Origin of the sequence: Actinoallomurus sp. CA-142502 (assembly GCF_050936355.1) — a bacterium.
Lineage (GTDB): Bacteria > Actinomycetota > Actinomycetes > Streptosporangiales > Streptosporangiaceae > Actinoallomurus > Actinoallomurus iriomotensis.
Genome location: NZ_JBNJMY010000001.1, coordinates 4481377 through 4495119, shown reverse-complemented (window position 1 = coordinate 4495119; position 13743 = coordinate 4481377). Strand labels below are relative to the sequence as shown.

9 protein-coding genes are annotated in these 13743 nt (G+C 73.3%); 2 read left to right on the top strand and 7 right to left on the bottom strand.

Annotation, left to right across the window (positions count from 1 at the left end; translation table 11 throughout):
* Positions 1 to 77: 77 nt before the first annotated feature.
* On the bottom strand, positions 78 to 1880 hold the full coding sequence (locus ACQEV1_RS21605) for a sigma-70 family RNA polymerase sigma factor (RefSeq protein WP_433395571.1): 1803 nt from the start codon (positions 1878 to 1880) through the stop codon (positions 78 to 80).
* 364 nt (positions 1881 to 2244) lie between these two features.
* On the opposite strand from ACQEV1_RS21605, the gene ACQEV1_RS21600 reads away from it, so the two are divergent.
* Positions 2245 to 4671, top strand: coding sequence for a lamin tail domain-containing protein (locus ACQEV1_RS21600; protein ID WP_433395569.1), 2427 nt, complete (start codon positions 2245 to 2247; stop codon positions 4669 to 4671).
* Positions 4672 to 4825: 154 nt separating this feature from the next.
* On the opposite strand, the gene ACQEV1_RS21595 is transcribed toward ACQEV1_RS21600, so the two are convergent.
* From ACQEV1_RS21595 to ACQEV1_RS21585, 3 genes are all read right to left on the bottom strand, one after another.
* Positions 4826 to 5557 (bottom strand): Ca2+-dependent phosphoinositide-specific phospholipase C, encoded by a 732-nt coding sequence (locus tag ACQEV1_RS21595; protein ID WP_433405944.1) that lies wholly within the window; start codon positions 5555 to 5557, stop codon positions 4826 to 4828.
* 205 nt (positions 5558 to 5762) lie between these two features.
* Positions 5763 to 6461 carry a hypothetical protein gene (locus ACQEV1_RS21590; protein WP_285619812.1) on the bottom strand — a complete coding sequence of 233 codons (699 nt, stop codon included), beginning with the start codon at positions 6459 to 6461 and terminating at the stop codon, positions 5763 to 5765.
* A 103-nt stretch (positions 6462 to 6564) separates the two neighbouring features.
* Positions 6565 to 7290 (bottom strand): helix-turn-helix domain-containing protein, encoded by a 726-nt coding sequence (locus ACQEV1_RS21585; protein ID WP_433395567.1) that lies wholly within the window; start codon positions 7288 to 7290, stop codon positions 6565 to 6567.
* 63 nt (positions 7291 to 7353) lie between these two features.
* Between ACQEV1_RS21585 and ACQEV1_RS21580 the strand changes: the two genes are divergently transcribed.
* Entirely contained in the window at positions 7354 to 8196 is an 843-nt protein-coding gene (locus ACQEV1_RS21580; protein ID WP_285619815.1) for an SDR family oxidoreductase, read from the top strand.
* Between the two features lie 26 nt (positions 8197 to 8222).
* Here the strand turns inward: ACQEV1_RS21580 and ACQEV1_RS21575 are convergent, their stop codons facing one another.
* The 3 genes from ACQEV1_RS21575 to ACQEV1_RS21565 form a co-directional block, all read right to left on the bottom strand.
* Positions 8223 to 9479: a tetratricopeptide repeat protein gene (locus ACQEV1_RS21575; RefSeq protein WP_433395564.1), complete on the bottom strand. Its 1257-nt coding sequence runs from the start codon at positions 9477 to 9479 to the stop codon at positions 8223 to 8225.
* Positions 9480 to 9543: 64 nt separating this feature from the next.
* Positions 9544 to 10302: a hypothetical protein gene (locus ACQEV1_RS21570; RefSeq protein ID WP_433395562.1), complete on the bottom strand. Its 759-nt coding sequence runs from the start codon at positions 10300 to 10302 to the stop codon at positions 9544 to 9546.
* Positions 10303 to 10363: 61 nt separating this feature from the next.
* On the bottom strand, positions 10364 to 13699 hold the full coding sequence (locus ACQEV1_RS21565; RefSeq protein ID WP_433395560.1) for a phosphodiester glycosidase family protein: 3336 nt from the start codon (positions 13697 to 13699) through the stop codon (positions 10364 to 10366).
* Between the last annotated feature and the right edge of the window lie 44 nt (positions 13700 to 13743).

Genomic DNA, 13743 nt, shown 5'->3' with positions numbered 1-13743 from the left:
GACCGGGCCGGTCGGGTAAGTACCTGGCACCGGGTCGGTCGTGTTCCGCGGAGACCGGGCACCCGCGAGCTCACGAGTCAGGGCGAAGTGCGCGGCAGGTCCTGGAATGCCCTGCCGACGGTCGTGGGCGTGCCCGTCGCGGTGAACAGCCCGGTGCCGCCGTCCTTCGGGGTCGGCAGGGCGAACCAGGCGTAGCGCTCGACGCCGTGCAGACGCGTGAGCATCGCCGTCGACGCCTTGAGGAAGGCGGCCTGCTGTGGCCCCGTGGGGTACACGTTGGGCGAGCCGAAGCGGATCAGCGCGAACTCCGTCAGCCAGATCGGCTTGTGGTAGCGCGCGTACACCGCCCGCACGTAGCGGCGAAGCCGGGCGACCGCGTCCGGCGTGGTGAAGTCCGTGCCGTACCAGTGCAGCGTGATGAAGTCGACGCGGTAGTGGCGCGCGGCCGCACCGCTCATGAACTCATCCAGCCAGCCGCCCGCCTTGTCGCCGTTCGCCGCGACCGCCGGGCTGCCGAGCCGCATCCCGGTGCCCATGAGCTTCGGCCACAGCTTGAGCGCCTGGGCGGGCGTCATCTCCGCCTGCCCCTTCCAGTCCGGTTCGTTGAAGCCGAGCAGCGTACGGCCCCGCGCCTTGACCCGGGCGAGGGTCGTGGCGGTGACCGAGTCCGCACCCCAGATCATCGGCACGAACTCGACGCCGCGCGGTGTGGTGATCCCGGTGCTGTCCGCGCCCCAGTCGTAGTACCAGCAGGCGCCGGAGGCCTTGAGCGCCGGGCTCACCCCCGCCGCCTTCCAGGTGGCGACACCCTTCGCGCACGAGCCCGCCGCGTGCGCGGCCGGCGGGTGGCCCTTGGGCACCAGGGCCGGCGCGGCCGGGGTACGGACCGGCGGGCGCGCCGGGTCGGCGGCGGCCGGGGAGCGGGGGGCGGCGGGCCGGGACGCGGCGGCGGGGCGCTCGCCGCCGTGGCCGATCGTGGCGAACCCCACGAGACCCGCGACGGCCCCGGCGGCCAGGGGCACGGCGATGAGCGCCTTCACCGGCAGGTGGACCGCCCTGCCGGTACGGGGAAGGCCGTGGCCGGGCGGGCTCGGGTGCGCGAGGGCGGCCGGGGCGGGCACCAGAGGCAGCGAGGCCAGCAGCCGCTCCGCCGGGATCAGGTCCGAGGAGCGGGCCGAGCAGCCCGCGCAGTCGCGGATGTGCCGGGCGAACCGCTTGCGCCACAGCGGCACGGGCCGTCCGTCCCAGTCCGCCGCGAGCGCCGCGAGTCCGGCGCACCGCTCCGGATCACCGAGCGCCCGTACGATGGCGCGGGCGAGGTCGAGCTGCCGCTTCATCCGCTGGACGCGTACGGCGACGTGCGGGCCGGGCTGGTCGAGCGCGGCCACGAGGTCGGCGCGGTCGAGCACGCCGCCCTCCTCGAGCCACCACAGCGACAGCAGTTCCCGGTCGTCGGGATCGAGCCAGCGGGTCGCCTCGGCGATCTCCTTGCGCTGGCCGGACAGGCTCAGCCGCAGGATCGTGACGTCGGCGAAGTCGCCGCCCGGGTCGGCCACCTCGGGCACGTCGTCGAGCGGGGTCACGGGCGGCCGGGCCCGGTGGTGGTCGCGGATCTGGCGGACCGCCACCGCGACCAGCCACGAACGGAACGCGCCGGGCCGCCGGAGCGAGGAGATGCCGCGCAGCGCGCGCAGCACCGTCTCCTGCACGACGTCGTCCACGTCCGGGTGGCCGTTCAACGCCCGGCCGACGATGTTGTAGAGGAGCGGAAGACAACCGGAGGCGACGTCCGCGAGCGCCCGCTGATCACCACGCTGGGCCGCGCGGACCGTCCTGACGCTGGGCAGGGGCGGGGTCACCACGGCACTGAACTCTCTCATGGTCAGGAGACGCCGCGGAGGTCCGGCGGATAACACTTTTCTCCGGGGGCATTGTGTTCGGTGACGGTCGGCGAGGGATCGGCCGATTCCGGCCACCTCGGGCGGCCATGCCCAGGGGGCCTCTAGCGGAGCCGGGGCGGGTCGGCGACGGCGGAATTCGCCGGTTCTGGCGGCACCGGTTGGGCGGGTTCGCCCACCGTACGGCGCCTGAGTGTCCGCTCGCTCACGCTGCGTCCCCGGCGGCCTGAACGACCGTTACGGCACGGGCCGACCGTTCGCGAGATAGACGCTTCCGCGCCATTTCATCGCGGTCATCTCCCCTCCATCATGGGTGACCGACATAAAACGGTCATCGGAGGATCTCTTGCGCGTCCATGTCATGTCCGGGCTGACGCGGGCGACCGCGGGTACCGCCGTGTGCGGACTCGTGCTCGCCGCGCTGGTGGCCGGCGGCGACGCACCGGCGAACGCCACGCCGGCGACGTCGGTGGTGATCAACGAGGTGTACGGCGGCGGGGGGAACTCGGGCGCCACCTACACCAATGACTTCATCGAGCTCACGAACCGGAGCGACGCCGCGGTGAGCCTCGACGGCTGGTCGGTCCAGTACCACGCCGGCGGCGCGACCGGCACGTGGCAGGTCACCACGCTCAGCGGTTCGATCGCCCCGGGCGGCTTCTACCTGGTCGGCGAGGCGAAGGGGGCGGGCGGCACGCAGGCGCTGCCGGAGACGCAGGCGAGCGGCGGCATCGCGATGTCCGCCACCTCCGGCACGGTCGCCCTCGTCTCCGGCACCACGGCCCTGACCTGCGCGGACCCGGCGGCCTGCCAGAGCGCCTCGGTCGACCTGGTCGGCTACGGGACGGCGGCGCTGCGAGAGACGGCCCCCGCTGCGGGCGCGTCCAACACCGCCTCGGTGCAACGTTCCGACAAGGCGGACAGCGACGACAACTCCGCCGACTTCACCGCGGGCGACCCGACGCCCGGCGCCGCCAACGCCGGCGGTGGCGGAGGGGACGGTGGCGGCGGGGAGCCCGGCCCGCTCCGCATCCACGACATCCAGGGCGCGAGCTGGCTGTCCCCGCACAACAACGAGCACGTCACGAACGTGCCCGGCATCGTGACCGCGATCCGTACGACGGGCAGCAGCCGCGGCTACTGGATCCAGGACCCGACGCCGGACGCGGACCCGGCCACCAGCGAGGGCCTGTTCGTCTACTCGACCTCGCCGGGCGTGGCGGTCGGCGACTCCGTGCTCGTCTCGGGCACGGTCAAGGACTACTACCCGCTCGCGAGCGGCGACACGGTCCAGAACACCTCGAACCTGTCGGTGACCGAGATCAGCGGCGCGTCCGCGAGCGTCCTGTCCCACGGCGACGCCCTGCCGGCCGCCGAGGTCATCACGCCCACCACCGTGCCGTCGGCGTACGCCCCGGATCTCGGCGGGGCGAACATCGAGTCGACGCCGGTCACGCCGGACCGCTCGGCGCTGGACTTCTGGGAGTCGCGCGAGGGCATGCGCGTCGAGGTCGACGACGCCCGCGTGGTCGGCCCCTCCAACGCCTACGGCGAGCAGTACGTCACCACCAAGCCGTCGCAGGCGCCGACGTACCGCGGTGGCACCGAGCTGCGTGCCGAGAACGCCGTGCCGTCCGGCCGGGTCGAGGTCGTCCCCGTCGACGGGAGCGACCCGGGCGTCTCGGTCGGCGACGTCTTCCAGGGCGCGACCGGCGGGCCGGTCGACTACTCGCTGTACGGCGGCTACACGATCGCCGCGACGCAGGTCGGCACCGTCCGGCACAAGAACCTGCCGCCCGTCGTCGCCACTCCGCAGAGCCGCAGGCAGCTCGCGGTCGCGACGTACAACGTGGAGAACCTCGCGCCCGGCGACCCGGCCGACAAGTACACGCGGCTCGCGCAGGGCGTCGTGACGAACCTGGCGAAGCCCGACATCGTCGCGGTCGAGGAGGTGCAGGACAACACCGGCGCCACCGACAACGGCGTGGTCGCGGCCGACCAGACGCTGACCAAGCTGACCGCGGCGATCGTCGCGGCGGGCGGGCCGAAGTACGACTGGCGTGAGATCGACCCGGTCAACGACCAGGACGGCGGGCAGCCCGGCGGCAACATCCGGGTGGTGTTCCTGTTCAACCCGGCGCGGGTGTCGTTCGTGGACCGGGGCTCGTCCTCGGTGAACCGCTCGACCACCCCGACCGCGGTGCAGAAGCTCAGGGGCAAGCCCGCGCTCAGCCTGTCGCCGGGCCGGATCGACCCGGCCAACGCTGCGTGGAACGCCAGCCGCAAGCCGCTCGCGGGCGAGTTCCGCTTCCGGAACGAACCGGTGTTCGTCATCGCCAACCACTTCGACTCCAAGCTGGGCGACCAGAACGCGGACGGCCGCTTCCAGTACCCCGCGCAGGCGTCGGCGGAGCAGCGCGCGGCCCAGGCCACCGCCGTGCACGACTTCGTCGGCGAGCTCCAACGGGTCGACCGGAAGGCGAACGTGGTGGTGCTCGGCGACCTGAACGACTACCAGTTCAGCCCGGCGCTGTCCGTCCTTCGGACCGGCTCGCCCACCGGTCACGGCCGGCCGATCCTCACCGACCTGATCAGCACGCTCCCCCGTGACGAGCGGTACACCTACGTGTACGACGGCATCTCCGAGGTGCTCGACCACATCCTGGTGAGCCCCGGCGTACGCGGGGTGCGGTACCAGGTCGTCCACATCAACGCCGAGTACACCGAGCAGACGAGCGACCACGACCCCCAGGTCCTGCGGCTGACCCCGTAGGAGCGGACGACGGCGGCGGGCGGGGGTTCTTCCCCCGCCCGCCGCCGCGTTCCCGAGAACGACGACGTCAAGCAGCTCGGCCTCTCGTCCGGCGACGACTGAGCCGCGTACGCGAGACCTCCCGGCATGGTCCGTGCCGGGAGGTCCTCTCGTCTCAGCCGCGCGGCAGCGTCTCCGACAGCACGGACGGCAGGCCGTACCAGTCGCAGGACACCACGCTCGCGTGGTCACCGGCCAGCTCGGCGACCCGGTCCTTGGCGTCCGCCACCGGCGGGTCGGTGTCGGACAGGGCCGGCGGCACGTTGTGGGCGTCGGTCATGGTCAGCAGGTAGTGGTTCGTGTCGTACCAGGAGGTGTCGACCCCGGCGACGTACGTCGCGGCGTCCCCGTCGAAGACCACGAACCACGGCCGGATGCTCGCGTCGGTGTACTGCTCGCGAGGGTCCCCGGTCAGCGCGCCGAGCACGGCGGGGAAGGTCGTGGCGGTCCGGACGTTCCCGGCCGCCTTGAGGTTCTTCAGGTAGGTGGCGTACTCGACGTCCGTGTGCAGGGTGTCGGTCGGGTTGCCCAGCTCGACCGTGCCGGGGATGACGTAGACGATGACCTTGCCGGCCAGCGCGGACCGGCTCGGCCAGGCGTTCGCCTTGGCGGCGTCGTCGAGGGTCGCGTGGGATCCGAGCAGGTCGGCGGGGCGGAAGAGGACGTTCCCGAGATGGGAGTTCACCTCGGCGTCGAATGCGCTCGGTCCCATTCCGTAATTGTTCTGGAAACCGGCCTTCAGCTCCACTTTGACGAAGACCGGCCCCTGGGCGGGATGTGCGGCGAGCCAGTACTTGATGTCGTCCAGGCACGAGCCGAGGTCTTTGTTGGCACTGCCCGAATAGATGCCGGCGGAGCTCGAAGCGTCGACGCAGTTGTTGTCGTTGCTGGTCGGCTTGTCGTGGCTGCGCGACGGCGGTGACGGCCCGGCGAATGGTTCGGTGGAACGGCATCAAACCTCCCGAGGGCAGCGGGGAATCCGGGGAGTCGATTCGCGCACCCGGGACGCTAAACCGGAATACGAGGGAGGGAAAGCACTTTCCGGTGAACGATCAGGGCCACGTCGTCCTGACCCGTTCGGTCAGGTCCCGGGCGGCGCGCCAGCCGACCAGCTCGTGATAGGCGTCGGAGCGTCTTTCGATGACGGGCACGCCGGGAGCGTGCCCGCGCATCGCCTTCCTCAACTGAGCCGGGCGGCGCCGCCAGCCGCGGACCTCGATGTGAAAACTGACCGCCGTCTCCAGGTCGAAGTCCCGCAGCCGGTTCAGTTCCTCCCGCTCCCGCGCCGAGAGCCGGGAATCGGCCAGTGCCTGGTCCAGATCCCGGAGGTGACGTTCCGGGGAGCCGGCCGCGCAGGGGTGGAGACGGACGCCGACGCATCTCACGGTGCCCTGGACGAATTCGGTGCGCCGGGAGAAGAGGACGAGCGCGCTTATCTCATCCCAGGAGAACCTTCGGGGTGCGTCGAGCGGCTGGGCGCCGAAGTAGATCCCGTGGGCGTCGACGGCGAGAGCCACGCCGCCGCTGCGCAGGCTCCGGAACAGGCGGGCGACGCCGAGGCCCATCGTGACCAGCGCGGGAATCGAGACGACGAGTCCGAGTAAGCCCCCCTGACGGGCGGTGATCACCCCGACGTCGGTGAGCGCCGAGATCACGACCGCCGAACCGGGACCGAAGAGGATCATCAGAGCGATGGCGGTGCGCTGGAACCGGGCGACGTACGGCGGCGAACCGGACGAGTCCACGGTCACGGCGTGCCTCCTGATCACCTGGCGAACCCGTACCGGTCATCGCGACGAGGGCGCGCCCGGTTCAGCTTCGCGGCGATGACCGGGAATGTCCATGGCGCGGCGGTCAGCAGCGTTGGAGGGTGGGGAGGCGGCCCGCGAAGAACGCTCCGGGAGGCACGCCCATCATGCTGCGGAACTCCGCGGTCATGTGGGACTGGTCGTAGTAGCCGGTGGCCGCGGCGAGTTGCGCCAGCCCCGGCGAACGGCCGCCGTGGGCGAGCGCGTCGCGGAGGCGGGCGATGCGGGCGAAGGCCTTGGGGGTGAGCCCGGCGCCCTCGGCGAGCAGGTCGCGCAGGTGGCGTTCGCTGACGCCCATCCGCCGGGCGAGGTCGCTCAGGCGTTCCGGCCGCCGGGCCGCCAGCGCCGCGGCGGCGGCGCCGACCAGGCCGTCGCGGGCGTCCGGCCCGCGCGTCCGGGCGGCCAGGGCCGCCTCCAGCTGATGGAGGATGAGGGGGCGGTCGCCGTCGAGCCGCGTCAGCCGGCGTTCGAGGCGGACCGCGGCGTCGCCCCACAGGTCGGCGAGCGGCGTCACCCGGTCCACGAGCGCGCTGATCGGCACTCCCAGCAACGGCCGGGCCGTACCGGGCCGCAGGCGCACCCGGAGGCAGACCGGCAGGTCCTTGCCGGCGAAGTAGGCGGCCCGGGTGCGCGGCCCCACCACGACCAGGTCGCCGCGGCCGTCCGCCCTCGTACGGAACACCAGCGCGGTGGCGGTGTCCGGAACGTGCACGAGCCGTTCGTCGGCGCGGCCGCTGAGGTCGTGGGCTTCCTCGATCAACGCGCTGGTCATGGCGACACGGTAGCGCCGATTTTTACAAGATCGGCCGCTGCCCGCACTGGCAGCGTGGAGTCCATGATCCTGATCACGGGTGCCACGGGCACCATCGGCAGAGAAGTGGTCCGGCTGCTGGCGGCCGGCGGTACACGGACACGAGCGATGACGCGCGACCCCGCCAAGGCGGCCTCGCCGCCCGGCGTGGAGGTCGTACGGGGAGACTTCGACGACCCGTCGTCGCTGGCGGACGCGGCGAAGGGCGCCGAGGTCGTGTTCATGCTGAGCGCGCCGGGGCCCTGGGTGGAGCGGCACGACGAGGCGATCCTCGCGGCGGCGCGGTCGGCGGGCGCGCGCAAGGTGGTCAAGCTGTCGGCGATCGGCACCGGCGACCATCCGGGCGTCGGCGACTGGCATCTGTCCGGAGAGCGGGCCGTACGGTCGAGCGGCCTGGCGTGGTCGGTGCTGCGGCCGTCCAGCTTCGCCTCCAACGTGCTGGGCTGGGCCGGCGCGATCCGCTCCGGCGCCCCGATCCCGAACCCGATGGGCGACGGCGCGCAGGGCGTCGTCGACCCGCGGGACGTCGCGGAGGTCGCGGCACGCGCACTGACCTCACCCGCCCTCGACGGGCACGTCCACACCCTGACCGGGCCGGAGCCGCTGAGCGTCCCGGACATGGCCGCACGACTGGGCGAGGCCCTCGGCCGTACCGTCGAGACCGTCGCGCTGTCCCCGGAGGAGTACCGCGACAGCCTGCTCGGCGCCGGCCTGGACCCGGTGTTCGTCGAGACCGCCGTCGGTGGCGCACGCCTCGTCGCCGCCGGCGGCAACGCGGTCCTGACCGACGACGTCGAGCGCGTCCTCGGCCGCCCGCCCCGGACGTTCGCCACCTGGGTCCACGACCACCGTGCCGCCTTCGCCTGACCGGCGCGCCGCCTGGCCGTCGTGGTCTACCCGAAGCGGTTGCTGCGCACCGGGCCGGCCGACGCGACGTGGTGGCGGACTCCCGTCCGCCACTCCCCTGCCACGGTCCTGGTGAACTCCGCCAGGGCCTCGTCCGGGTCGGCGGGGGTCTCGCCGTCGCCCGGGTCGGGTTCGGGGTTCGCGCCGGCGATCTCGGTGGCGAGTTCTTCGGCGGGCCGGTCGTCGGCGGGCGTCCGTTCCACGGAGCCGTCCGGCGTCCGGCGCAGCGTCTCGCCCCACGGCGGTACGGAGACCTGGTGGAGATAGCCGGACACGTCCGCCGGCACCGCCGGTGGCGTGGTCCAGCAGGTCGCGTGCTCGTACAGCACCTGGCCCGGCGCCCGCTCGCGCAGGGCGGGTGCGGCGTCGGCCTCGCTCAGGTCGTAGGCGACCACGACCGTGTCCGGCCGCCCCGGGGCGAACGGCACGGCCGGCACGCCGAGCATCCCGGCCGCGGCCAGGCCGAGGATCTCGCTGGAGCGGTCGGGCAGCAGCGACACGGTCGCGGGCCGCGTTCCGGCCGCGGCCAGGATGAGCCTCAGCCGCTCCAGCCCGTGCCGGCAGCGTCCGTAGTCGTCCTGCGTGTAGGCGTACCGGCCGGTCATGCCCTGGTCGAAGCCGTACGGGGAGAGGGTGGCGAGGACGCCGCCGGTGAGCACGAAGTGCCAGCCGCGCAGGTCGCGGTCGTCGCGCGGACCCGCCACCGCCGCGCGGGCGAGCATCCGGAGCACCTTGTCGTGAGCCGACGCCCACTGGTCGTCCTCGGGCGGCGGGAGCAGGTCGGCGTGACGCCTCGCCGTGGCCAGGTCGCCGGCCAGGATGGCGTTGAACACCAGCAGATATCGGTACGGCCAGGGGCTCAGCGTCCCGGCGCGCTCCTCCAGGAGGCCGACCGCCTCGCCGTGGCGGCCCTCGCGTTCGAGCGCGACCACCAGCTCGGCGCGGATCGCCACTTCCTCCGGCAGCAGCCGCAGCGCCGCGGACAGCGCCGGGATCGCCAAGTACCCGGCCCCCCGCTCGATGCAGGCGTACCCGAACTCGTACAGCGCCTGCGGCCGATCGGGGTCGGCGGCCAAGGCCGACGACGCCTCCGCGAGGTCGCCGAAGCCCATCATCTCCGCCGCCCGACCGGTGACCCGGGCCAGTTCGCCGATGGGCAGCTCGTTCGCGGTGAGCCGCAGCGACCGCATCGCGCCCGCCACGTCACCGGCGTCGAGCCGCTCCCACGCCGATTCGGTGGCCATGACCCCTCCAAGATCGTTTAGAGGACCGACCGTACCGCCGCCGGCCGGCCGGCGGACACGGAATTCACCAGCGCGCCGGCCGGCGGTTCCGGTGGCCGACGCTGAGACGGACGCGGTACAGCAGGAACAGACCGCCGCCGGCCAGCGGGACGACCCAGAACGCGGGACGCCACGTGTGCAGCGCGACGAACGCGATGATGCCGATCCACCAGGTGAACGCGGCGAGGTGCGGCGCCGCGTCGGCGAGCGGCACGCCCCAGGCGGCGATCAGCATCACGCCGATCCAGCCGAGCGCCCAGGCCAGACCCAGCGACCAGTACGACCACTGGTCGGCGCTGTGGGAGCCGATCCGGAGCCGCACGATACGGCCGTGCCAGACCTCGGCCGTGCCCCGCGTCCCCGCGCGCGCCATGTCGTACATGTCCCCGCTGACCCCGAACGTGTGTGATTTGCCGTCCGCGGTGCGCACGACCAGCTGGTAGTGCGTGGTCTGGGACATCGGCAGGGCCGCCACGATCCGCCCCACCGGCAGGGCCGCGACCGACGGACCCCAGTAGTACGGGCCGGGGATCTGGGGCGGCGGCTGCGGGGGTGGCTGCGGCGGGGGCTGCGGATCGGGATCCTCGGTCGTGTAGGTCGAGCGCGAGATGACGGTCATGGACAGCCGCGTCACGCAGTCGTCCCGGGCGACGGATCCGCAGTAACCGGCCTTCTCGAACGCCCGGAGATCGTGGTACGGACCGGACCCCAGAGCGATCCCGCCGGCGACGCACGCCATCCCGGCGAGGAGAGCCGCCCAGCGCACCCGTGTCCTGTGTCCCACGCCCTCCAGGATGACCGCCCGGAGCCCGGGCGGTCATCCGAATTACCCAAGAGACGCGCGATCAGCGTTCGACGGTCACGATGGCCGACTTGGTCTGCCCGCCCGAGGCGACGGTCACGGTGACCGCGCCCGGCCGTACGGCGGTCAGGGTGCCGTCCGCGAGGTCCAGGACCGCGACCGTCCCGCGACGGCGACGCGCCGCCTCCACCTCCCGCTTCGACGCGGCGACCACCAGGCCGTCGCCGCCGCTCCAGGTCACGCTCGCCGGGTACCGGAGCGGGAAGGTGAGGCCGAAGCCGCTCGTCACGCCGTTCGCCGAGACCGGGCCGGACGTGCCCGCCGTCAGCCGGGCCGGAGCGGTCAGCTGGATGCCGTCGATCACCGGCCGGCTCTCGGCCCGCAGCCAGTCGGCCGGGCTCGGGCTCGCGTCGACGCCGACCCTCATCCAGCCGAAGAAGCCGCCCTGGTCCGGCGAGCTGTACGGGGTCTTGCCCACGGCGGGGGTGTTGACCTCCAGGACACCGTCCACCCGGTTCACCGCGGCGGTGTGCGCGTGCCCGCTGAACACCGCGACCGGCTTGCCCGACGACTCGCGGAACGCTGCCAGCCACCGCTCGACCAGGCCCGCCTCCAGCTGGTCGGACAGCTGGGAGGAGCCGGCGCCCGACGGGTCGTGCGGCGGGTGGTGGAAGACGACGACGACGTCCTTGACCGTACGGTCCTTCGCCGCCTTGTCGAGCTGCTCCCGCAGCGCCGGCACCTGGTCCCAGTCGGAGGTGCGGAGGCTGCCGGAGTGGGAGTCCAGCAGGAGGAAGCGGGTGCCCTTGTGGTCGAACACCTGCCGGGTCGGGCGGCCGGTGCCGGCCTTGAACGCGTCGAGCGTGCCGCCGTCCGAGGCGCCGGCCTCATGGTTGCCCGGCACCCAGTAGACCGGCAGCCCGGCCGGTACGTGGTCGTGCAGCAGGCCGTTCGCGAACGCGAAGTCCGCGGGCGCGTCGCTGTCCACGAAGTCGCCGTTCAGGAGCAGGAAGTCGGGCTTGGCCGCGACCGCCTGGTCGAGCGCGGTGGCCGCCTGCTTCGCGGCGAACGAGTCCGGGCCGGCCGCCGCGCTGACGTGCAGATCCGACATGACGGCGTACGTCCAGCGCTTCCCGTCGACAGCGCCCTGTTCGACGACGTACGGGTCGGGCATCGGCGGTTCCTGCGTGTCGGGCTGCTGCCCGACCTGGGCGGCGAGGCCGTCGAACTCCAGCTCGCCGGCGTCCTTCTTGTCCTGTGCCGTCTCGACGACGTAGACGTTCAGCAGCGTGATCGGCGTGGCGAACCCGGTCGGCAGTGTGCCGGTGACGCGGCGCCAGCCGGTCCAGTCGACGCTCAGCGCGAACGTGAACGGCACGTTCGTGGTGCCCTGCGACCGCAGCGTGGCGCGCAGCCAGTGTTCCTTGCCGTCGCCCTTCACCCAGAGCGCGAGACCGCTCGCACCGGCGGGCAGGGTGAGCGGTGCGGGCTGGGCCACCGCGTACCCGGCCGAGGTCGCCGACTGGCCGGTGAAGTCGTAGGTGAGCCGCAGCGCGTGGTTGCCGGCGGGCGCGCCCGGCCGGTCGTCCGCCTCGACGGTGGCGACCTTGGCGGTCGCGCGCGCCGCCGACGCCGTCCACGTCTCGTCCGGCTCGAACTCGGCGAGCGACCTGTCCGTCAGCCCGACCGCCACCGGCAGCTTCGCCGTCACGCCGCCGACGGTCGCGGTCAGGGTGGTGCCCTTGCCCGTGGCGTCCGCGCGGCCCGTGATCCGGATCGAGCCGTCGGGCGTGGTCGTCACGTCGATCGCGTCGTGGTCGTAGTCGAGCGTGACGTCGCGCGGCGCGACGGGCGCGTCGAAGCCGTCGGCGTCGTACCCGGTGAGCCCGAGGTCCACCGGCTTGCCCGCGTCGAGCGTGACGGCACGCCGGGTGAACGCGAGCCGGTGCAGAGGGCCGAGGACCCGCAGCGCGTGCTCACCGGTGGCCGACCCGTCCCGTGCCCGCAGCGTGCCCTGGCCGGACGCGCCCGCGCGGAAGACGCCTCCGCCGACCCGGCCCAGCCGGCCCGGCACCGCCTGCCAGGAGACCTTCCGCGTCCGCACCGGGGCGTACGTCTCGTCGTATCCGGCGGCGGTCACGTCACGGGTGAGCCCCGGGAAGACGCGGTCGGCCCGCGGCCGTACGTCCAGTCCCTGGAGGGTGCCCGAGCCCGTTCGGCTGAACAGGCCGACGCCGTTCGGCACCGGCCGTTCGCTGCCGTCGGAGGGCGTGTTGACGACACCGACGCCGGCGTCGCCGGGGCGGCGCGCGACGAGTTCGCTGGAGCCACCACCGTCGAGCATCATCGCGGTGGTGGCGCCCAGGCGGACCATCAGCTGGGCGGTCGCGTCGAAGCTCAGCCCCGGCGAGAAGGTGGCCGACCCGTCGACGGTGACGAGGAGCAGGCGGCGCCCGCCGTCCGCCCAGCCGATCGCGGTCCGCGGCTTGGCCTCGTCGTTGCCGGTGCCGGGCGGGAAGTCGATCGCCTTGCCGTCCCGTACGAGCACCGCGCCGCTGCCCAGGGCCATGCGGAGTTTCGCGTCGGACCGGGACTGGAAGGACAGCGCGGCGGCGTCTCCGGGCTTGGCGGCGGCGAGTTGTGCGGCCGCGGCGCCGCGGCCGAGCAGGACGAGCCCGCCGTCCGGTACGGGAGTCGTCGTGACGTGGTCGTTGACCTGCGTCACCTTGCCGTTCCGCGCCACGACCTCGGTGTACGGGCCGGGGTCGTGGATCAGCGTGCGCAGGCCGGGACCCCACTGGGGGGTGAAGGCGTCGATGCCGTCGGCCGGGGCGGAGGCGGAGTTGAGGGCGGCGAGCGGCCGCTCCGTGCCCGCGACGGTGACCGTGCCCTGGAGGGCGAGGTCGGCGAGCCGGGCGATGCCGTCGTCGCCGACGGCCGCGACCGTCGAGGGCTGGGCGGTGCCCTTGCGTGGCGTGCCGTTCTGGATCTCCGGCCCGTTGGCGGCGTTGGTCTCGGTGATGTCGAAGTAGTCCCCGTTGACGGCCGCGACCGCACGCTGGGCGTCGGCCGCCTGGGACAGGGGCCGGGCCTCGCTCACCTTGCCCGCGACCAGGTCGACGCCGACCGCGCGGTTCCGCAGGTCCGCGTTCAGGACGTGGACGCGAGTCCAGCCGGTGCGGCCGAACGTGTCGAAGGTGGTCCGTACGATGCCGGGCGCGACCGGCTGGTCCACCCGGTCGGCCTCGACCGACTCCCCAGGCACGGCGGTCTGGTACGCGGGGGGTGCGGGGACGGTACGCGCCTGGGCGACGGGTACCGCGCCGGCGAAGGCGGTGAGGGTGAGACCGCCGACGGCGACCAGGGAACGTATGCGCATGTATGCCTCCATGACAAGGGCGAGTGGAGGTTAGCGGTTCGCTT

What these genes read in the sequence shown, in the direction of transcription:
- ACQEV1_RS21585 (WP_433395567.1), bottom strand. Translation starts at nt 7,290, where the DNA reads ATGACCAGCGCGTTGATCGAGGAAGCCCACGACCTCAGCGGCCGCGCC.
- ACQEV1_RS21605 (WP_433395571.1), bottom strand. Translation starts at nt 1,880, where the DNA reads ATGAGAGAGTTCAGTGCCGTGGTGACCCCGCCCCTGCCCAGCGTCAGG.
- ACQEV1_RS21580 (WP_285619815.1), top strand. Translation starts at nt 7,354, where the DNA reads ATGATCCTGATCACGGGTGCCACGGGCACCATCGGCAGAGAAGTGGTC.
- ACQEV1_RS21575 (WP_433395564.1), bottom strand. Translation starts at nt 9,479, where the DNA reads ATGGCCACCGAATCGGCGTGGGAGCGGCTCGACGCCGGTGACGTGGCG.
- ACQEV1_RS21565 (WP_433395560.1), bottom strand. Translation starts at nt 13,699, where the DNA reads ATGCGCATACGTTCCCTGGTCGCCGTCGGCGGTCTCACCCTCACCGCC.